Here is a 21,166-nt window from a genome sequence, read left to right on the forward strand (position 1 = left end):
ATGAGCGGCGTCGCGGAACTGACCGATTTCGTGCGCGCGGGAGGGCTCTTCGTCCTCACCGGCGCCGGCATCTCGACCGAATCCGGCATCCCCGACTACCGGCGCCCCGACGGCACGCGCCGCACGGTTCCCATGACATACCAACAGTTCCTCGCCACCCACGAGGCGCGTCAACGGTACTGGGCGCGCAGTGCCGTCGGCTGGGAGATCTTCGACGCGGCGGAACCGAACGTCGGGCACGTCGCGCTGGCGCGACTGCAGGGTGGCGGCCTCGTCGATCACCTCGTGACGCAGAAAGTCGACGGCCTTCATGCGCGTGCCGGTGCCCGCGACGTCACCGAGCTGCATGGGTCGCTCGAGCACGTCGTCTGCGTCGCGTGCGGGACGCGGGAAGGGCGCCGTGGCTTCCAGGTACGCCTGCGCGAACTCAACCCCCAGCTGCCGACGCAGGCGCGCCTGCTCGCCGACGGCGACGCGGACGTCGCGGTCGAGCTGGAGCGCGGTGTCATCGTGCCGGCGTGCCTGCGCTGCACGGCCACGACGGTGAAGCCGGACGTCGTCATGTTCGGTGAGTCCGTCGCTCCTGAGGTCGTGGAGGCGCAGATGCGGGCAGTGGAACGCTGCCGGGGCGTGCTCGTGCTCGGCAGTTCGCTCAAGGTGATGTCGGGGTACCGGTTCGTGCTCGCCGCCCTCAAGCAGCAGAAGCCGGTCGCCCTCGTCGGGCTCGGCGCGATGCGTGGCGAGGAGCGGGTCGACCTCGTCGTGCGCGAACCCCTCGGCCCGACCCTCACCGCCGTGTGCGACGCGCTGGGGCTCGACCTCGCGACGTCCTGACGTCTCGGCGTCGAACGTCGGGGCGCAGAAGGGGCTGAGAGTCGAGTTGCAACCACACGCTGGACCGATCCGCGCGGCGCGGCCAGCGCCTCAGATGCTGCGCAGGACGGCCGTGACCTTGCCCATGATGCTCGCGTGGTCGCCGTCGATCGGGGAGTAGGCCTCGTTCGCGGGCATGAGCCACGTCTTGCCCTCGCTGCGGCGCAGCGTCTTGACCGTGGCCTCCGAGTCGAGCAGTGCCGCGACGATCTCCCCGTTGGCGGCGTCGGCCTGGCGTCGCACGACGACCCAGTCGCCCTCGCAGATGGCCGCATCGATCATCGAGTCGCCGACGACGCGCAGCAGGAACAGCTCGCCGTCACCGACGATCTGACGCGGTAGCGGGAAGACGTCCTCGACGGCCTGTTCGGCGAGGATCGGGCCACCGGCCGCGATGCGGCCGACGACCGGCACGTATGACGGCGTGGGTCGCTCGTCGCCCGAGCCCGTCTCGTCGTGCTGCGACTCGGATAGCGCAGACACGGCGTTGCCGCGGTAGCCGCGGGTCGCCGCACCCGAGTCGGGGGAGACGACCTCCATGGCGCGCGGGCGGTTCGGGTCGCGGCGCAGGTATCCCTTGCGCTCGAGTGCGGCGAGCTGATGGGCCACCGAACTCGGGCTCGTCAGACCGACGGCCTCGCCGATCTCACGCAGGCTCGGGGGGTAGCCGCGCTCGTCGACGGAACGTCGGATCACGGTGAGCACCTTGTGCTGGCGTGGCGTCAGCTTGCCCGGCGTGCGCTCCTGCATCGAATGAACGTCACCCATGGTGTGACCCCTCCTGGTCCTCGTCGCACGTCGGTGGTCGCGGTGGCGACACGTGCACCCTCCGGCGGGATGGAAATGCCCGCCATGACGGGGTTGTCGGTGCGCGGTGCTTGTGTATCTGACATCACCCACAGTACGCGGTGTCGCACACAGTTTTCAAAAATGTGTACGAAGAAACCCGTGCGCGCCGTTCGAAAGCACGTTCGGGTGTCGTACAGTTGTTCTATCGCACGCGTGTTCGCTCGGTCCCTCCGGGCTGACCGGGTCGCGTGAGGAAGCCGCACCGGTGACGGTGTGGCGGCGCCTCGGGGGTGTCCCGAGAGAAGGAGTGGTTCCGATGGTTGCTTCGAGTACTGCAGTTCGACGTGAGCCCGTGCTGGGTTCGGGTGTCGACGTGCGCCGCGTGGCGCGGGTCGACGCTGCGGCATCCCGCTCGCACCTCCACCTCGTGCCCACGGGTGGCGCGGTGCAGGTGGTCACGAACTCTCAAAGCGTTCGTTTCGCCCGTCGTCGCTTCACGGCCGTGTGCGTGGCTCTCGTCGTCGTGGCGGGTGCCATCCTCGCGGGCCGGGCGATGGCGAGCGGTGTCGACGGTACGCAGCGGCACGAGGTCACCGTTCGCGCGGGGGAGACGCTTTCGCAGATCGCGGCGCGTGAGATGCCGGGCGTGCGCAACGACCAGGCGGTCGTCGCGATCGAGCACGAGAGCAACCTCGGCTCGTCGCAGGTGCAGGCCGGCCAGAAGGTGATCATCCCCGCACCGTGAAGTGTGACGATCGCCATCGTCGGTTCGAGGGTTCGAGGGGGCGTGAGTCGCCTTCCCCCGGCTGGCGCAGGATTCCGCGGCGCACGAGTGGCGGGGGTCGTCGCGAGGTTGCGCAGGGCGAGTGGACGCGGCCTCGGTGCTGTTGCGCGTCGGGTCTCAGGGGCCTAATATCTCTACATGTGGGGCCTCGGCCCCCGCTTCCCCCTAGATGTTGATTCTCCTCCGCTGATGTGCATCTGCGCTCTGAGGCCGGAATCCCGGGGTGGAGCGCCGTCGTCCCGAGTGTCCCAGCCCCGTCGGAAGGTTTGACGTGCACTGTCCGTTCTGCCGCAACACCGACTCCCGAGTCGTCGATTCGCGCTCGAGCGAGGACGGCACCTGCATCAAGCGGCGCCGTCAGTGCCCGAACTGCGGCAAGCGGTTCTCGACGATGGAGACCGCGAGTCTCACGGTCGTCAAGCGTTCCGGGGTCAGCGAGCCATTCTCGCGCGACAAGGTGATGTCCGGGGTTCGCAAGGCGTGCCAGGGCCGCCCGGTCACCGACGACCAGTTGGCCGTTCTCGCCCAGCAGGTGGAGGAGTCCATCCGCTCGAAGGGCGCCGCCGAGATCGACGCCCATGACGTGGGCATCGAGATCCTCGGGCCCCTGCGCGAACTCGACCACGTCGCCTATCTGCGCTTCGCCTCCGTCTACCAGGCCTTCGAATCGCTCGAGGACTTCGAGACGGCGGTCAGCGAGTTGCGTCAGTACGCCGCCTCGGCGTCCTGACCCCGCGCGCCTGCCGAGGGCGCGCCCCCCAGATCACCCTCACGTACCAGCTCACCCCACCTGCCAGGAGGCTCACGGTCATGACCGAGACGACGAAGGCCCGCGCCAAGACGGGACGCCGCACCGGCGGCGTCACGATCGAACGCATTTTCACCACGCCCGGCGTGCACCCGTACGACGAGGTCACCTGGGAGAAGCGGGACGTCCTCCAGCAGAACTGGAAGACGGGCGAGACGATCTTCGAGCAGTCGGGTGTCGAGTTCCCCGACTTCTGGTCGCTCAACGCCTCCACCATCGTCACGACCAAGTACTTCCGTGGCGCCGTCGGCACCGACGCGCGTGAAAGCTCCCTCAAGCAGCTCATCGACCGCGTCGTGCTGACCTATGCCAAGGCCGGGCGCGACAACGGCTACTTCGCTACCGACGAGGACGCGGAGATCTTCGAGCACGAGCTCACCTACGCCCTGCTGCACCAGGTGTTCTCGTTCAACTCGCCCGTCTGGTTCAACGTCGGTACCGCGAGCCCGCAGCAGGTCAGCGCGTGCTTCATCCTGTCGGTCGAGGACTCGATGGATTCGATCCTCAACTGGTACAAGGAGGAGGGCTTCATCTTCAAGGGCGGCTCGGGCGCCGGTCTCAACCTCTCCCGCATCCGCTCCTCCAAGGAGCTGCTCTCCTCGGGCGGCACCGCATCCGGCCCGGTCTCCTTCATGCGCGGCGCCGACGCCTCGGCCGGCACTATCAAGTCCGGTGGCGCGACGCGTCGCGCGGCCAAGATGGTCGTCCTCGACGTCGACCACCCCGACATCGAGGAGTTCATCGAGACGAAGGCGCGCGAGGAGAACAAGATCCGCGCGCTGCGTGACGCCGGGTTCGACATGGACCTCGGTGGCCGCGACATCGTCTCCGTGCAGTACCAGAACGCCAACAACTCGGTTCGTGTGAACGACGAGTTCATGCAGGCGGTCGTCGACGGCGGCAGCTTCGGTCTGCGCGCCCGCGACACCGGTGAGGTCATCGAGACCGTCGATGCGCGTGAGCTGTTCGACAAGATCAACAAGGCCGCGTGGGAGTGCGCCGACCCGGGCGTGCAGTACGACGACACGATCAACGCGTGGCACACGAACCCCGAGACGGGCCGTATCACGGCGTCGAACCCGTGCTCGGAGTACATGTCGCTCGACAACTCGAGCTGCAACCTCGCCTCGCTCAACCTGCTGAAGTTCCTCAAGGAAGACGACACGTTCGACGCGGCGACGTTCGCCAAGGTCGTCGAACTCGTCATCACGGCGATGGACATCTCGATCTGCTTCGCCGACTTCCCGACCGAGTCGATCGGCAAGACGACCGTCGACTACCGCCAGCTCGGCATCGGGTACGCCAACCTCGGTGCACTGCTCATGGCGACGGGCCACGGTTACGACTCCGACGGTGGCCGCGCCCTGGCGGCCTCGATCACCTCGCTGCTCACGGGTGCCGCCTACAAGCGCTCCGCGGAGATGGCGGCCGTCGTCGGCCCCTACGCCGGCTACGCCCAGAACAGCCAGGCGCACAACCGCGTCATGCGCAAGCACCGCGCGGCCAACGACGAGCTGTCGTCGCACAAGGACGTGGGTGCGATGGCGAGCGACATCCACGCCCTCGCCACGAAGGCCTGGGCCGACGTCGTCACGCTCGGCGAGAAGAACGGCTTCCGTAACGCGCAGGCCTCCGTCCTCGCCCCGACCGGCACGATCGGCTTCATGATGGACTGCGACACGACGGGTATCGAGCCCGACTTCTCGCTCGTCAAGTTCAAGAAGCTCGTCGGTGGCGGTTCGATGCAGATCGTCAACCAGACGATCCCGCGTGCACTGAAGAAGCTGGGCTACCAGGACGAGCAGATCGAGGCGATCGTCGAGCACATCGCCGAGAAGGGCCACGTCATCGACGCGCCCGGTCTCAAGCCCGAGCACTACGAGATCTTCGACTGCGCCATGGGTGCGCGCGCCATCTCGCCGATGGGCCACGTGCGCATGATGGCCGCCTGCCAGCCGTTCCTGTCGGGCGCCATCTCGAAGACGGTCAACCTGCCCGAGACCGCGAGCGTCGAAGATATCGCCGAGGTGCACCTCGAGGGCTGGAAGCTCGGCCTCAAGGCCATCGCGGTCTACCGCGACAACTGCAAGGTCGGCCAGCCGCTGTCCGACGGCAAGGCGGAGAAGAAGTCCGAGCCCGCCGCGACCAGCACCGAGACCCCGGCTGCGGAGAAGGTCATCGAGTACCGTCCGGTCCGCAAGCGTCTGCCGAAGCGTCGCTCGTCGCAGACGACGTCGTTCGCCGTCGGCGGCGCGGAGGGCTACCTCACCGCCGGCACGTACGAGAACGGTGACCTCGGCGAGCTGTTCCTCAAGTTCGGCAAGCAGGGTTCGACGCTCGCCGGTGTCATGGACGCGTTCTCGATCGCGGTCTCCATCGGCCTGCAGTACGGCGTGCCGCTCGAGACGTTCGTCGAGAAGTTCACGAACCTGCGCTTCGAGCCGGCCGGCATGACGGACGACGCCGACGTGCGCATCGCGCAGTCGATCATGGACTACGTCTTCCGCCGCCTGGCGCTGGACTACCTCGACTTCGACACGCGCTCGTTCATGGGCATCCACACCGCGGCCGAGCGTGCGCGTCAGCTCGAGACGGGTTCCTACGCTCCGAGCGAGGGCGACGACGAGAGCTTCGACGCGGAGTCGAACTCGCAGACGGCCGCCCCGGCCCGTCAGGAGCGCGCGGGTACCACTGCGCCGGCAGCTCCGACGACGTCGGACGAGGAGCACGCCGACGAGGTCATCTCGGGCTCGGGTGCAGCCTCGGCCCGTGAGGTGAGCGACGAGATCCACAGCTCCACCGAGCTGCTCGAGAAGTTCCAGGGTCACGCCGCGGATGCGCCGATGTGCATGACGTGCGGGACGAAGATGCGTCCGGCCGGTAGCTGCTACGTGTGCGAGGGCTGCGGAAGCACCTCCGGCTGTAGCTGACGCTTCGCTGAGGCATGAAGGCAGGCGTCGCCGGTGACGGGAGTCATCGACGGCGCCTGCCGTCTTGTCCACTGAGATGGATCGTCCCGCGATCGCCTCGATGAAGTCTCATGATGTGAGCGACGCGTCAGGTCGTCGTCACCGCCAGCGAAAGGAACCGGCCGTGAAGGCACTGCTGCTCGAGAACGTGCACCCCCTGGGGGAGGCGCTGCTGCGCGAGGCCGGCTTCGAGGTCGACATGCGCGTCGGCGCGATGGACGAGGACGAGCTGATCGAGGCGCTGCAGGGCGTCGACCTGCTCGGCATCCGCTCCAAGACCGAGGTGAGCGCGCGCGTGCTCGACAACGCGCCCGACCTGCAGGCGATCGGGGCCTTCTGCATCGGCACGAACCAGATCGACCTCGCGCACGCCGCGGGGCGGGGCATCGTCGTGTTCAACGCACCGTTCTCCAACACGCGCTCGGTCGTTGAACTCGCCATCGCCGAGATCATCATGATGGCGCGTCGCCTCAGCGAGAAGGACCGCGCGCTGCACGACGGGGTGTGGCACAAGGACGCGAAGGGCAGCCACGAGATCCGCGGCCGCAAGCTCGGCATCGTCGGGTACGGCAACATCGGCTCGCAGCTGTCGGTCGTCGGGGAGATGCTCGGCCTGCAGGTCTACTTCTACGACACCGACGACAAGCTCGCCCTCGGCAACGCGACACGCTGCTCGTCGCTCGAGGAGCTGCTGTCGATCGCCGAGGTCATCACGCTGCACGTCGACGGGCGCTCCGGCAACGCCGGTTTCTTCGGCGCCGAGCAGTTCGCCGCGATGCGCCCGCGCTCGTTGTTCCTCAACCTCTCGCGCGGCTTCGTCGTCGACTACGACGCGCTCAAGACGCATCTCGAATCCGGTCACATCGCCGGTGCGGCGGTCGACGTGTTCCCGACCGAGCCCAAGAAGAAGGGCGATCCGTTCGACTCACCGTTGCAGGGCATCCCCAACGTCGTGCTGACGCCGCACATCGGCGGCTCGACGGAGGAGGCGCAGGAGGACATCGGACGGTTCGTCGCCGCGAAGCTGCGCGACTACGTCCAGCGTGGTTCGACGACGCTCAACGTCAACCTCCCGTCGCTCAACCTGCCCGAGCGCCCGGGTCAGCACCGCATCGTGCATTTCCACAAGAACGTGCCGGGTGCGCTGGCGCGCATGAACGGCATCCTCGCCGAGCACGGCGTCAACATCGAGGGTCAGATGCTCGACACCGCCGCGGACACCGGCTACGTCGTCACCGACGTCGTCTCCCAGCTGCCCGACGCCGTCCTGGACCAGCTGCGCGCGATGCCGGAGACGATCAGGCTGCGCGTCGTGCGCTGAGCCGCACCGACCTGCCGCGACCCGTCCCGCGACGGTGTACGAGTGCAGCGTCAGCGGCCCACGAACCGCCCACGCGAAGCGCGTACCCGCGCCATCGCGTGGGCGCCGGCGCCTTCGGACGTCCTCTCGAGCCACCGGACGCACACCGTCCGAAGGGTGAGTCGCAGGCTAGACTGACCGGCAGAACCGACGACGCCGCAGCCGCAGGCTCCGCGTCGCCGAATGCCCCCTTCGACGCAGGTGACGGCGGCCCTCGCTGAGGGTTCGCCGTGCCGGGAGTGACGGTGTGATGCAAGCCCCCATGACGTGGTCCGACGAGGCTGCGGATGGCCAGCGCGAGACCGATCTGGGTCGGTGGCGGAGCACGTACGACCTCATGGCCGAGCACGTCGAGGCCGACCCCGCGTTCGTCGCGTCGTGGCAGCAGCTCGACGCGCTCGCGCACGCCCGCGACGTCGAACTGAGGGCTGACGTCGAGGCGATGATCCGCCGCCCCGACATCGAACGCTTCGCCGAGGCCCTCGCGCAGTGGGGCGCGCGGCCGGGCCCATATGTCGGGGCCGGCGCGCTCGCGCGGCACTGGCTGCCGCGCGTCGTAGCGCACTGCGAGGACCGCCTCGGCGAGCTCGAGGACGTGCTGGCGAAGGTGCTCGTCACCCCGACCTCGCTCGACGAGGCGGGCACGTCGATCGCGCGTCTCGAGGACGTCATCGGATCCGGTGGGCCTGATCTCGCGCGCGTGCCGACGTTCCTGTCGCTCGTGTGGGCCACCTCCGGCCAGGGGGACTGGCCGGTGCTGTGGCCGGGTGGGGCGGACGCGTTCGCGACCCTGGGGTGGATGGGGCGCCACCTCACGCACGCCGAGCGCTACGTCGACTTCGTGACGCTGTGCCGTGCGTTCAGCCCCGCCGACGCCTACCGGGCGCAGCGCGTCGTCACGGCGCTGGGCGAGAAGCCGTCGTTCGTCGGCTTCGGCGCGGCGCTGCCTGCGCTGGCGACCGAGTCGACGCAACTGCACCGTACTTTCGAGCAGGGCGTCGGCTATCCGGACGGCGAGTCGGAGGCACGCGCCGCGTCCCTGGCGCTGCAGTTGCGCGGTCATGCCGCGCTGGTCGCGCGCAGCCTGCACGAGCAGCTCGAGCGCGCCACCGGCGTCAAGCTCGCCGAGACGAGCCTGCAGACCCGGACGGAGGCGTCCTCGCGCGCGGCCTACCGCAGCGATTCGCACTCGACGTGGCTGCTGCCCGCGAGCAGCGGGGGAGCGCCCGCCCTGCGCGTGTGGATGACGAGCTCCGGCATCGCCGTCGGGCTGATGTCGGGCTGGGATCCCGCGGCGGGCGCCGAACGTCACGAGGAGCTCGGCTCGCGGCTCGAACAGAACCTGCCTGCCGGTCTGGAGTTCATCCATCTCGGCCCGGCCGGCGCGCCGGACCGCCTGACGCCGACGGGGGCGTCGTACGAGGGTGGCGAGGTGTTCGTCGGCCGCTGGTTCCCGCACCCCGACGGGGTGGGGCGGCGCAGCTTCGCCGCGGACGTCGAGGACACCGTGCGCCGCGTGCTGCCGCTGGTCGACACGATGCGCGGCTCCGATGCGCCCGTCGAGGGCATCGACGAGGAGCTCGCCATCGCGCTGCGCGCCTTTCTGGCCGACCGTCCGTACCCGGCGGAGCGCGATCAGTGGCACGTCGAGCAGCGCCGCACCTTCGCGGCCTCGCTCGAAGCGGAGGCGCTCGCCGCGTTCGACCTCGCGACGTTCAAGCGCATCATCGCCGGCGGCGCCTACGGGTCGACGGGCACGCACAGTGTCCTCGACGCGCGCCTCGCCGCGCTCGATGCGCGTGGCCTCGAGAACCTCGCGCGCTCCGTCACGCACCTGCTGTGGGGTGAGGGCGATGACGCCGACCGCATCGACGCGGTCATCGACCCCGAGGGCGCCGATGAGGTCTCGCTCGACGAGGCGGTCGCGATGAAGCTCCTGGCGATCGCGCACCCGCACCGCTACCTGCCCGTGTACGCGATGACGGGGCGTGACGGCAAGGTCGCTCTCGCGCAGGCGCTCGGTGTCGTCCTGCCGCGTCGGCGCGAGTTGTCGCGTGGTCGGCTGCAGGTCATCGCCGCCGACCGGTTGCGCGGCAAGCTCGAACCGTTGCTGCCGAACGACCCGTGGGGGCAGGTGCAGTTCGCGCTGTGGCTGCTGCGCAAGGGCGAGACGAGCGTCGACCCCGAACGAGATCTGGTCGCCGAGGCGGCGGCGGATCTGCTCGTGGACGAGGAGTTCCTGCGCGAGATCGACGAGTTGCTGCAGGACAAGAAGCAGCTCATCTTCTACGGTCCGCCCGGGACGGGCAAGACGTTCATGGCGCAGCGATTCGCGGCGGCCCTGCAGCCCGACCCGACGAAGCGCGCCGTCGTGCAGTTCCACCCGTCCACGTCGTACGAGGACTTCTTCGAGGGCTTCCGCCCGCGTCTCGACGCCGCTGGCGCAATGGTCTACGAACTGCGCAAGGGGCCGCTGGCGCTCATGGCCGAGGCCGCCGAGGCCGACCCGACGACGCCGCACATCATGGTCATCGACGAGATCAACCGCGCGAACCTGCCGCGCGTCTTCGGTGAGCTGCTGTTCCTGCTCGAGTATCGCTCGCAGTCGGTCATGACGAGCTACCGGCCCGACGAGGGCTTCCAGCTGCCCTCGAACCTGTACTTCATCGGCACGATGAACACGGCCGACCGATCGATCGCCCTCGTCGACGCTGCGCTGCGACGCCGCTTCCACTTCCTGCCGTTCATGCCGCACGAAGGCCCGATGGAGGGGCTGCTGGCGCGCTGGCTGGAGCGCGAGAACGGCCCCGTGTGGGTGGCGGGCGTCGTCGATCGGGTCAACGAGGAGCTGCGTCAGATCCTGCGCGGCCCGCACCTGCAGATCGGCCACAGCCACTTCATGGTGCGCGACCTCGACGACGCCGCGCTCGCCCGCATCTGGAAGTACGGCGTCTACCCGTTCATCGAGGATCAGCTCTACGGGCGCGAGGACGTGCTCGCGACGTTCACCTGGGAGGCCGTGCTCGAACGGCACGCCCAGGCTGCGCATGCTGACGACGACGCGGCGCGCGCCACGAACGACGCGGCGCCCGAGGGGTCATGACGGCGCTCGCGGCCGGCGCCCTCGCGCCGGACGAGCGCGTTCGCCTCACCCTGGCGGAGCACTCGCGTTCGGAGCCGGTCCGCGTGCCGAGCAGTGCGCGTCGCGCCCTGTTCTCGGTCGGCTCGGACCGGGTGAGGTTGCTCGCCACGGCCGATCCGGAGGCCGTCGTCGTCGAGACGACGTCGTGGGTCGGCACGGTCAGCGTTCCCGGTTTCGAGGTGCGCATCGTGCCACGCGTGCCGATGGCATCAATCTTCGCGATGCTCGGCGGACAGGACGCGTCGATCGCGTGGGGGAGTGAGACGAGCGATTTCGCGGGTGACGGCGAACTGCTCGGCGGCTCGGCGCTCGTCGTCCTGCGCGCTGTCGAGGCGGCGACCCGCCGCGGGCTGCTGCACGGGTATCGCACGCGCGAGGAGGAGAGTTCGACGCTGCGGGGCCGCTTGCTCGTCGACCAGCTCGCCCGCAGACCGTGGACAGTCGGCGCCCCGGTGTGCCGGTTCGAGGAGTTCACGTCAGACGTCGTCGAGAACCACCTGCTGCGCGCGGCCGTCGTCCGCGTGCTCGGCGCCCCCGGCCTCAGCCCGCAGACGCGGCGTCTCGCCGTCGAGCTGCTCGCGCGGTTCGACGGGGTCGCCGACGCCGATCCGCGGGAGCTGGCGCTCGAGATCCCGATGACGCGGCTCAATGCGCACTACGAGCACGCGATGGGTCTGGCGCGTCTCGCGATCGACGGTTTCTCGATCCGTCATGACGCGGGTGAGCGCGGTGCGAACGCGTTCCTCGTCGACGTCGACCTCGTCTTCCTGCGCTTCGTCGCCACCGAGCTGCGGGCGCGGTTGTGGCCCGCGCATCGCGTCGAGCAGGCCGAGGAGCTCGCGCTCGACGACGCCGCGTCGCTGCGCGCTACCGCCGACATCCTCGTGCGTGACGCGAGCGGCCCCCGCCTCGTCATCGGCACCCGCTACCACCTCGGTGACGACGACGTGCCCCGCCGCACGGGTGACCCGCTGCACCTCATGACGGGCGGAGGTCGCGACACCGCGCGGACTCCTCGCGACCCGGCCGCCGCCGTCGCGAACGACGCGGCCGCGTTCTTCCCGGTCATGGTGCAGGCCGCCTCGCTCGACCTCGACGCAGCACTCGTCGTCTATGCCCACGCGCGGCGCCGCCCGGCGAGCCGCATCCGGATGCCGGCGACGCGGGCGAGCGTCCACTCGTGGCACGTCGACCTCGACGCGTCGTGGCGTGAGCTGAGCGATGGCCTCGACGATCTCGCGGCGCACGTGCGGCGTCTGTGCGGGTGACGGGCGCCGAGCTCCTGCGGCTGCGCACGCCCCCTGCGTCTCCTGTCACCCGAGACGCCGCGCACGTCACCCCGCGGCCGCCACGCACCGGCGTCCGCAGTGCGCCCTGAGCGAAACCCGGTGCCGTCGAGGCGGTGCGCGAGCGAGAGCCCGACTATCGTGGCGGCGTGTCCACGACGATGAACCTGGCCCCCGCCGATCTCGAGCGCCGTGCTGCGCTGCGTCGCATGCGCCTCGTGGCGACGGGGCTGCTCGTCCTCGCGGCCGTCATCTACATCCTCACGCACGGCCATGGCGGGGCGTGGGGGTACGTCAACGCGGCGGCCGAGGCTGCGATGGTCGGTGCCGTCGCCGACTGGTTCGCGGTGACCGCGCTGTTCCGTCACCCCCTCGGTCTCAAGGTGCCGCACACGGCCATCATCCCGACGCGCAAGGATCAGCTGGGCAAGAGCCTCGAGGAGTTCGTCGCCTCCAACTTCCTCACCCCCGATCTCGTGCGTGAGCGCATCCGCGGCGTCGACGTCCCGCGACGCGTCGCGGCCTGGGTCGAGCGCCCCGGTCAGGCCGAGCGGCTCGTCGCCCAGATCACCCCGCAGCTCAACAAGGCGCTCGAGAGCCTCGACGAGGACGAGGTGCGCCACTTCCTCGACGCCGTCCTCATCCCGCGTCTGCAGCGCGAGCCCATCGGCGAACTCGCCGGGCACCTGCTCGAAGGGGTCGTCGCGGACGGCACGCACCACGGGTTCGTCGACGTCTGCATCACCGAGATGCACGTCTGGGTGAGCGAGAACAAGGATGCGGTGACGCGCATCGTCGGGGCGAAGGCGCCGTGGTGGTCGCCGCAGTGGCTCGACGACGCCGTCGTCGACCGCATCCACCTCGAGATCGTCAAGTGGCTCGCGGAGGTGCGCGACACACCTGATCACGCGATGCGTCGCGCGATCGACGCGTTCCTCGCTCGCGCCGCGCACGACCTGCAGCACGACGAGAAGACCCAGCAGCAGGCGGAGAACCTCAAGCAGCGCTTCCTCACCCACCCCAGCGTCGCCGACGCGGCCCTGAACGTGTGGTCGTCGGTGCGTCGGATGCTCGGTGACGCTCTCATGGATCCCGACGGCGAGCTGCGGGCGCGGATGGTCCACCACCTGCGGGCGCTCGCGCAGCGCATCCGCACCGAGGACGCGCTCCACGCGAGCCTCGAACGTCGCCTCGAGGACGTCGCAGCCGCCGGCGTCGAGGGCTACGGCCACGAGATCACGGCCCTCATCTCCTCGACGGTCGAGCGCTGGGACGCGCAGGACGCCTCCGAGCGCATCGAGTCGTTCGTCGGGCGCGACCTGCAGTTCATCCGCATCAACGGCACCGTCGTCGGCGGCCTCGTCGGCCTCCTCATCTACACGCTCAGCCAGCTCCTGCCCTGACGGCGGGGGCGCTGGGCCCTGCCCGAACGCGCGCGGCCATCACCGGCGCGCGTGAGAAAGTGAGCGAATCGTGAGTACTCCAAGACCTTCGCAACCTTCCTCGAACGGCGATCCGGCGACGCCCGGGCCGCCGCTCGCCTCATCGTCCCGCCGGCGCAGGCCGCGCCGGAGCAGAGCGAACGCGTCGCCCCGAGGGGACGAACCGGCCCTGGCCGCCGAGGCCATCCCCGACCCCACATCGGAAGCAGCGTCGTACGTCCTGCGCTACCCGGGCCACCTGCCTGTCGTCGAGGCTAAAGACGAGATCCTCGAGGCGATCCGCGACCACCAGGTCGTCATCGTCGCGGGCGAAACGGGTTCGGGCAAGACGACGCAGCTGCCGAAGTTCTGCCTCGAACTGGGGCGCGGGCGCGCCGGCGCCATCGGCCACACCCAGCCGCGACGCATCGCGGCGCGTTCGGTCGCCGAGCGGCTCGCCGAAGAACTCGAGTCGCCGCTCGGTGAGACGGTCGGCTATCAGGTGCGCTTCGTCGACGAGTCGTCGAAGAAGACCCGCGTGCGCGTCATGACCGACGGCATCCTGTTGTCGCAGATGCAACGCGATCGGGATCTGCGTCAGTACGACACGCTCATCATCGACGAGGCGCACGAACGCAGCCTCAACATCGACTTCATCCTCGGCTACCTCAAGCAGTTGCTGCCGCGGCGCCCCGATCTCAAGGTGATCATCACGTCCGCGACGATCGACCCGGAGCGCTTCGCCGAGCACTTCGCCGGCCCGGACGGGCCCGCGCCGATCATCGAGGTCTCGGGGCGCACCTACCCCGTCGAGACGCGGTATCGCCCCCTCGTGCGCGAGCTCGCGCAGAGCAAGCCGGGGGAGGACCCCAAGCTCGAGGACGTCGATCAGGTGACGGGCATCGTCGAGGCCGCACAGGAGCTGTGGCGCTCAGGCAGCGGTGACGGTTCGGCGCAGGACATCCTCGTCTTCTGCTCCGGTGAGCGCGAGATCCGCGACGCCGCGGACGCGCTCAAGGGCGCTGACTGGGGGCGCGCGCGTCACGACGTCGAGATCGTGCCGCTCTATGCGCGCCTGTCCGCCGCCGAGCAGCATCGCGTCTTCGCCCCGCACCACGGGCGACGCATCGTCCTGGCGACGAACGTCGCCGAGACGTCGCTGACGGTGCCGGGCATCCGCTACGTCATCGACACCGGCACCGCGCGCATCTCGCGCTACAGCCAGCGCACGAAGGTGCAGCGTCTGCCGATCGAGCCGATCTCGCAGGCCTCCGCCCGTCAGCGCGCCGGCCGGTGTGGCCGTGTCGCCGACGGCATCTGCATCCGGTTGTACTCGGAGGAGGATTTCGCGTCCCGCCCGGAGTTCACCGACCCCGAGATCCTGCGGACGAACCTCGCGAGCGTCATCCTGCAGATGACGTCCCTGGGCCTCGGCGACATCGCGCGCTTCCCGTTCGTCGACGCGCCCGACGCCCGCCAGATCAAGGACGGCCTGGCGCTGCTCGAGGAATTGCACGCCCTCGACACCACCGCTCAGGGGCCGCGCAAGAAGCTGACTCCGACCGGCCGCACCCTCGCGCGCCTGCCCGTCGACCCGCGGCTCGGACGCATGCTCGTCGCCGCCGCCGAGAACGGCTCGCTGCGGGAGGTACTCGTCATCGTCGCGGCGATGTCCATCCAGGATCCGCGTGAGCGCCCCGCGGACGCGCAGGCCCAGGCGGATCAGCAGCACGCCCGGTTCAAGCACGAGAAGAGCGACTTCCTCAGCTACCTCAACCTGTGGAACTACGTGCGCGAGCAGCAGCGCGAACTGTCCAGCAGTGCCTTCCGGCGCCTGTGCAAGCGCGAGTACCTCCACTACCTGCGGCTGCGCGAATGGCAGGATCTGCACGGTCAGCTCAAGGCGGCGTGCAAGCAGGCCAAGCTGTTCATGAGCGACAACGCCGCGAGCGAGGATGCCGTCCACCAGGCGCTGCTCACGGGTCTGCTCAGCCACGTCGGGCTGCGGGATCGTGAGAAGCGCGAGTACCTCGGCGCCCGCCAGGCGCGTTTCGCGATCCAGCCCGGCTCGACGCTGTTCCGACGCCAACCCGACTGGGTCATGGCGGGCGAGCTGGTCGAGACGACCCGCATGTGGGCGCGCACCAACGCGGTCGTCGACCCCGCCTGGATCGAACGGGCGGGCGCCCACCTCGTCAAGCGCTCGTATGCCGAACCGCACTGGGAGCGCTCGCGCGCGGGGGCCTACGCGTCCGAGCGGGTCATGCTGTACGGCATCCCGATCGTCGCGGGCCGCAAGGCCGCCTACGGCGCGATCGACCCGGAGGTCTCTCGCGACCTGTTCATCCGTCACGCTCTCGTCGAGGGTGACTGGGATGCGCAGCACCAGTTCCTCAAGGACAACGCGGCGCTGCGCGCGCGCTTCGCCGACCTCGAGGCGCGCGCCCGACGGCGTGACCTCGTCGTCGACGACGACGTCCTGTTCGACTTCTACGACGAGCGCATCCCGGCGGACATCGTCTCCGGGGCGCACTTCGACCGGTGGTGGAAGAACGAGCGTCGCACGAACCCGAGCCTGCTCACCTTCACCGAGGATTTGCTCGTCGCCGACGACGCGGACGCCGTCGACGAGTCGGCCTACCCGAAGTCGTGGCGGCAAGGCAGTCTCAGGCTCAAGTTGACGTATCAGTTCGAGCCGGGTGCAGACGCCGACGGCATCACCGTGCACGTGCCGCTGCTGGTGCTCAACCAGGTCGAGGATCACGGGTTCGACTGGCTCGTGCCCGGTATGCGTGAGGAACTCGCGACGGCCCTCGTGAAGTCGCTGCCGAAGAACATCCGACAAAGCTTCGTCCCGGCTCCCGACCATGCGCGGCGGGCGCTGGCGCTCATGGATGCCCAGGGTCGCCCGGGTGAGGTCCCGTTCGCCGACGAGCTGGGCGAGGCGCTGTTTCGTCTCACCTCGGTACGTGTGCCCGCGGGGAGTTGGGACCCGGGGAAGCTGCCCGACCACCTGAAGGTCACGTTCAGGGTCGAGGATGAGCGGGGCCGCAAGATCCGTGAGAGCAAGGATCTCGCGGCGCTGCAGGACGAACTCGCCGGGCGTCTGCGTCAGTCGATCGCGAAGGCGGCCGGAGACCTCGAGCAGCAGGGGCTGACGCAGTGGACGTTCGGTGAGCTGCCCCGCCAGTTCACGAAGTCGGCCGGCCGCCAGCGGATGACGGGCTTCCCGGCTGTCGTCGACCACGGCCGTGACGTCGCTGTCGAGGTGCTCGGCACCGAGTCCGAGGCGCGCCAGGCCACTCGGCTCGGCACCCGCCGTCTGCTGCTGCTCAACACGCAGGTGCCGTGGAAGCGAATCCTCGGCCTCATGAGCAACCGGCAGAAGCTCGCGCTCGGCAACAACCCGCACGGTTCGATGGACGCCCTCATGGACGACGTCCTCGCGGCCGCCGTCGACTCCGTCATCGAAGGCATGCCCGGGCGCGAAGTGCGCGACGCAGAGCAGTTCGACGCGGCCCTCACGGCGATCCGTCAGCAGGTGGCACCGCTCGTGCTCGAGGCGGCCGAGAAGCTCGCGCCCGTGCTCGAGCACGCCGCCGAGGTGCAGCTCGGGCTGTCACGATTGACGGCGCCCGCGGCGAAGGCGTTGCACGACGACGTCGCCGCTCACCTCGTCGCGCTCATCCATCCCGGTTTCGTCGCCGAGACCGGGTTGGCGCGCCTCGGTCACCTCGATCGCTACGTGCGGGGAATGCTCGAGCGGCTCGACAAGGGCGTCACCGATCTCGTGCGTGACGCCGACCGCGCCGACCTCGTCGCGACCGTCCGACGTGAGTACGACGACATGGTCGCCGGGCTGCGCCCCGAGCGCCGTGGGGACGCCGACGTGCTCGACATCCGCTGGATGATCGAGGAGCTTGCCGTCAGCCAGTTCGCGCAGCGTCTGGGCACCGCTCACCCGGTGTCCGAGAAGCGGATCTACAAGGCGATGGACGCTGCGGAGGCCCGCTGATCGGGCGTAGGTTGGAGGCCATGGCGAGCATCTTCAGCAAGATCATCGACGGCGACATCCCGGCGCACTTCGTCTGGCAGGACGAGGTGTGCGTGGCGTTCCTCGTCATCGACCCCATCACCGACGGGCACACGGTCGTCGTGCCGCGCGGGGAGATCGTCGAATGGACGCAGGCGCCGCCGAGCATCTTCGCGCATCTCACGGGTGTCGCGCAGATCATCGGTCAGGCGCAGCAGCGCGCGTGGCAGGCGCAGCGCGTCGGCCTGCTCGTCGAGGGGTACGAGGTGCCGCACCTGCACCTGCACGTGTGGCCGACGCAGAGCCCGGCCGAGTTCGACCCGCACGCCGTCACGCGCGGCCAGGACCAGCAGATCCTCGCCGAGAATGCCGAGGCGCTGCGGGCGCAGTTGCGCACCGACGGTCATGCCGAGACCGTTCCGGACGCCGCGTCGCCGCAGACCTGAGTGGCCGCGGCGTGGGGGAATCATCCCCGCGCGCGGGGCGTTGAACGGTGAGCACCTGACGAAGGAGTACGACGTGCTTGATCCCACGCAACTGTTCCGCATCGAGACCGACACCCCGCTCGCCGAGCAGAGCGCCTCGACCCTCGTGGTCTCGCTGGGCGGTTTCATCGACGCGGGCAACACGCAGAAGTTGATGACGGCGCACATGCTGGGCACGCTCGAGCACACGGTCGTCGCGTCGTTCGACGTTGACCAGTTGCTCGACTACCGCGGTCGCCGCCCGATGATGACGTTCGATCGCGACCGCTACAGCGAGTACGACGACCCGGCTCTCGTGCTGTACCGCCTCGTCGACGCCGAAGGCACGCCGTTCCTGCTGCTCGCCGGCCCCGAGCCCGACTACCAGTGGGAGCGCGTCAGCGAGGCCGTCCGCATCCTCGCGGCGAACCTCGGCGTCTCGCTCATGGTGAGCGCGCACGGAATCCCGATGGCCGTGCCGCACACGCGCCCGGTCGGTTTCACGCGTTTCGCCTCCGATCAGCGTCTGCTGACGGAGAACGAGCCGCTCTTCGGCAACGTCCAGGTTCCCTCGAGTGCCGAAGGGCTCATGCACATCCGGCTCGCCGAGGCGGGCATGGACACCGCAGGTTTCGCGATCCACGTGCCGCACTACCTCACGCAGGTCGAGTTCGCGGACGCCGCGCTCGCCGCGCTCGAGGCCGTCTGCGGGCTGACGGGGCTGGCGATCCCCGCTCAGGAGCTCGCCGCGATCGCCGGGCTGCATCGCGTCGACATCGCCAAGCAGATCAGCGAGAACGACGAGGTCACCGAGGTCGTCGAGGGCCTCGAGCGGCAGTACGACGCCTTCACCGAGGGTCGTCGTCGACGCTCGCTCCTCGCCGCCGAGATGAACGACCTGCCGAGCGCAGACGAGATCGGCGCCGAGCTGGAGCAGTTCCTGCGCGCCGAGGGAGAGGATCCGGGCACCAAGGGCTCGTTGTGAGCCCGCGAGCGCTTCTCGCCGGCCGTCGGTCTGAGCCGACGGCCACGCGGGCTTCGCAACGCTCGCCTGGCTGCGGCCACCCCTGCGGTGGCTTGCCGGGCCCCCGCCAACTTGGGAGGATCACCTCATGTTCGGATTCGGTCAAGACAAGAAGGCTCCTGCAGCCCCCGAGAAACCGTCGGGCATGCTCGACTCGACGGCCAACACCCTGGCGCAGCACCTCATCTCGGTGGGCATCGGGGGCGTGGCGACGTTCAAGTCGGCCCGCGCCGTCGCCGACGAGGCGATGAAGAAGGCGGGCTCCAAGGAAGCGGCGATGGACGACGTCGTCGCATCACACACGAAGCTCGCGGGCGCGAACGGCTTCCTCACCAACCTCGGCGGTTTCGTCACGCTCCCCGTGGCACTGCCCGCGAACGTCATCGGTTTCTACACCGTCGCGACGCGCATGGTCGCGGCAATCGCCGCCATCAACGGTCACGACGTCGACGACCCAGCCGTGCGCTCGGCGATCCTGCTCGACCTCATCGGTGCGGACGCGACGCAGGTCCTCAAGGGCCTCGGCCCGATGACGGGTGGCGTCGCGACGAACGTCGCCACGCGCAAGCTGCCGCCGGCGGCGCTCGCCGTCGTGAACAAGTCCGTTGCGTTCCGTCTCGGCTCGCAGGTGGGGCGTCGCTTCCTCACGCGCATTCCGCGCCTCATCCCCGTGGCGGGCGGCTTCATCGGTGGCGGCCTCGATGTCGTCCTCATCCGCAAGATCGCCCAGTCGGCGCGTCGCGACTTCGTCGCGCAGATCCCGCCGTCAGCCTGACGTCGCCCTGATTCCACCCCGAACGCCACTCGTCTTCGGCGGGTGGCGTTCGGCGTGTCCGGGCCGGTTCGGCGATGTGTCGTCCGTGCGCATCAACGGGCTTCCGGGCGACGATCTGAGGGCCGCGAACCCCCGCCTGGCCTTGCTCGAACGGCCCACTCACCCACAGGTGTGACGGCTACGGCCCGTTTCGCGGCCCGCAGGATGCCTCGTCCACAGGTTTGTGGCTCGTGGTCAGCGCGCGGGTGGCGTCATGGGTTTCGCTGGGGGCATGAAGACAACAACACGACTCAAGGGCCTCAGCGCCCTGGTGGCAGCCCTTCCCGATCTCGTCGGCTCCGAGGGGGCGGGCGCCGTCATCGTCCTGTTCGAACGTGACGGTGCGCTCGCGGGGGTGCTCGGCTGGGCGGACGATGCGTGCGACGGGGAGACGGCGCACATGCTCGACGTCGTCGCTGAGCGGCGCGCGACGATGGGTGCGCAGGCCGCCATCGCCATCGCCTATCGCTGCGAGCCGGGCCGCGTCGACATCGCGGCCCTCGCGAAACGCATCGAGCGCCGCGTGCCGCTGCACCACGTCCTCGGTGCCAGCGACGAGCACTGGTGGGCCATCGAATGCGAGCTCGGCTGCTGTGACGGCGCGATCCACGAGATCCCGTCCCTGTCAGAGCAGACCCGCGAGCAGCTTCGCGACGTCCGCCGCGGCGGCGAGGCCATGGCCGCCACCGCGCGCCCCGTTCCCAGCGTCGTCGACGTCCGAGCCGCCTGGGCACGGTTGTGCGACGTCCCCGACACCGCGTCGGGCACCCGGCGACGCTCCCGCAGCGCCGACCTGCAGGTGCTCGCCGACGCTGTCGTCGACGGCCCGACGCGCGATGAGATCCTCCTGTGCGTCGCACCCGAACTGTTCCGTCTGCTGAGCCCGGGCACGCCGCTCGGCGAGCCTGGCCCGCTGATGACGAGCGCGTGCCTGCGAACTTGGCTGCCGCTCGTGCCGCGCCACGGCCGCGCCGCGTGGAAGGCCCTCGAGGCCGCCGCGACCTGGCGCGAAGGCGACCTGCGAGGAGCCGGTGCGTGCGCCGCGGCGTCGCTGCGCATCGGACGGACGTCATTGGGGCAACTGCTGCGCGACATCACAGGCACGGGGTTGTCGTACGAGCAGGCCGTCGGTGCGCTCCACACGAAGGCTCGGCAGAGTTCCGTCGCCTGACGAGCGTGCCGGTTGTGGGAGCGCGCCACATCGTGGACGTCGCCGCGCGGGCGATGGAAGCCGCGGGCAGGGCCGCCTACTGTGTCGCAGGTCAAGAGTTTCAGCGACACAAGCCCCGGCTTGCTGAGCGGCAACCCTCCCTCGCGGCGGGGTGCCCCGGGTGACGACAGGGCCGCCCGTGGGCGGCAAGCGCGAGAGGTGGGTTGCGACCCACCTCGGAATCGAGGA

14 protein-coding genes and 1 riboswitch are annotated in these 21,166 nt (G+C 69.7%); of the genes, 13 read left to right on the forward strand and 1 reads right to left on the reverse strand.

Annotation, left to right across the window (positions count from 1 at the left end; genetic code table 11):
- On the forward strand, positions 1–834 hold the full coding sequence (locus tag J4Z35_RS11490) for a Sir2 family NAD-dependent protein deacetylase (protein WP_208065578.1): 834 nt from the start codon (positions 1–3) through the stop codon (positions 832–834).
- A 90-nt stretch (positions 835–924) separates the two neighbouring features.
- Here J4Z35_RS11490 and lexA read toward each other — a convergent pair whose 3' ends face one another.
- Complete coding sequence (gene lexA / locus J4Z35_RS11495; RefSeq protein ID WP_006946650.1) at positions 925–1,641, reverse strand: transcriptional repressor LexA; 717 nt, start codon at positions 1,639–1,641, stop codon at positions 925–927.
- 337 nt (positions 1,642–1,978) lie between these two features.
- Between lexA and J4Z35_RS11500 the strand changes: the two genes are divergently transcribed.
- The 12 genes from J4Z35_RS11500 (at position 1,979) to J4Z35_RS11555 (ending at position 20,938) form a co-directional block, all read left to right on the forward strand.
- Positions 1,979–2,407 carry a LysM peptidoglycan-binding domain-containing protein gene (locus J4Z35_RS11500; RefSeq protein WP_131940810.1) on the forward strand — a complete coding sequence of 143 codons (429 nt, stop codon included), beginning with the start codon at positions 1,979–1,981 and terminating at the stop codon, positions 2,405–2,407.
- A gap of 310 nt (positions 2,408–2,717) precedes the next feature.
- Positions 2,718–3,176: a transcriptional regulator NrdR gene (gene nrdR / locus J4Z35_RS11505; protein WP_006946570.1), complete on the forward strand. Its 459-nt coding sequence runs from the start codon at positions 2,718–2,720 to the stop codon at positions 3,174–3,176.
- An 80-nt stretch (positions 3,177–3,256) separates the two neighbouring features.
- Complete coding sequence (locus J4Z35_RS11510) at positions 3,257–6,184, forward strand: vitamin B12-dependent ribonucleotide reductase (protein ID WP_074040521.1); 2,928 nt, start codon at positions 3,257–3,259, stop codon at positions 6,182–6,184.
- Between the two features lie 163 nt (positions 6,185–6,347).
- The gene (gene serA, locus J4Z35_RS11515) at positions 6,348–7,544 is read left to right on the forward strand and encodes a phosphoglycerate dehydrogenase (RefSeq protein WP_074040542.1); all 1,197 of its coding nucleotides are present in this window, start codon (positions 6,348–6,350) and stop codon (positions 7,542–7,544) included.
- A 301-nt stretch (positions 7,545–7,845) separates the two neighbouring features.
- On the forward strand, positions 7,846–10,686 hold the full coding sequence (locus J4Z35_RS11520) for an AAA family ATPase (RefSeq protein WP_074040520.1): 2,841 nt from the start codon (positions 7,846–7,848) through the stop codon (positions 10,684–10,686).
- On the forward strand, positions 10,683–11,993 hold the full coding sequence (locus tag J4Z35_RS11525) for a hypothetical protein (protein ID WP_074040519.1): 1,311 nt from the start codon (positions 10,683–10,685) through the stop codon (positions 11,991–11,993). Before J4Z35_RS11520 ends, J4Z35_RS11525 begins: the two co-directional genes overlap by 4 nt.
- A gap of 167 nt (positions 11,994–12,160) precedes the next feature.
- Complete coding sequence (locus J4Z35_RS11530) at positions 12,161–13,414, forward strand: DUF445 domain-containing protein (protein WP_083603914.1); 1,254 nt, start codon at positions 12,161–12,163, stop codon at positions 13,412–13,414.
- Positions 13,415–13,484: 70 nt separating this feature from the next.
- Positions 13,485–17,447, forward strand: a complete 3,963-nt coding sequence (gene hrpA / locus J4Z35_RS11535; RefSeq protein ID WP_074040518.1) for an ATP-dependent RNA helicase HrpA — start codon at positions 13,485–13,487, stop codon at positions 17,445–17,447.
- A gap of 20 nt (positions 17,448–17,467) precedes the next feature.
- The gene (locus J4Z35_RS11540; RefSeq protein WP_006946632.1) at positions 17,468–17,911 is read left to right on the forward strand and encodes an HIT family protein; all 444 of its coding nucleotides are present in this window, start codon (positions 17,468–17,470) and stop codon (positions 17,909–17,911) included.
- A gap of 73 nt (positions 17,912–17,984) precedes the next feature.
- Complete coding sequence (locus J4Z35_RS11545; protein ID WP_062258718.1) at positions 17,985–18,914, forward strand: PAC2 family protein; 930 nt, start codon at positions 17,985–17,987, stop codon at positions 18,912–18,914.
- 127 nt (positions 18,915–19,041) lie between these two features.
- A complete protein-coding gene (locus J4Z35_RS11550; protein ID WP_062258704.1) occupies positions 19,042–19,728 on the forward strand; it encodes an EcsC family protein in 687 nt (228 codons plus the stop codon).
- 271 nt (positions 19,729–19,999) lie between these two features.
- Positions 20,000–20,938, forward strand: a complete 939-nt coding sequence (locus J4Z35_RS11555; protein WP_131940816.1) for a hypothetical protein — start codon at positions 20,000–20,002, stop codon at positions 20,936–20,938.
- A gap of 89 nt (positions 20,939–21,027) precedes the next feature.
- Positions 21,028–21,136: riboswitch (SAM riboswitch) on the forward strand.
- Positions 21,137–21,166: the final 30 nt, after the last annotated feature.

The sequence above is a fragment of the Dermacoccus sp. NHGro5 genome (assembly GCF_017565385.1).
GTDB classification, from domain to species: domain Bacteria; phylum Actinomycetota; class Actinomycetes; order Actinomycetales; family Dermatophilaceae; genus Dermacoccus; species Dermacoccus nishinomiyaensis.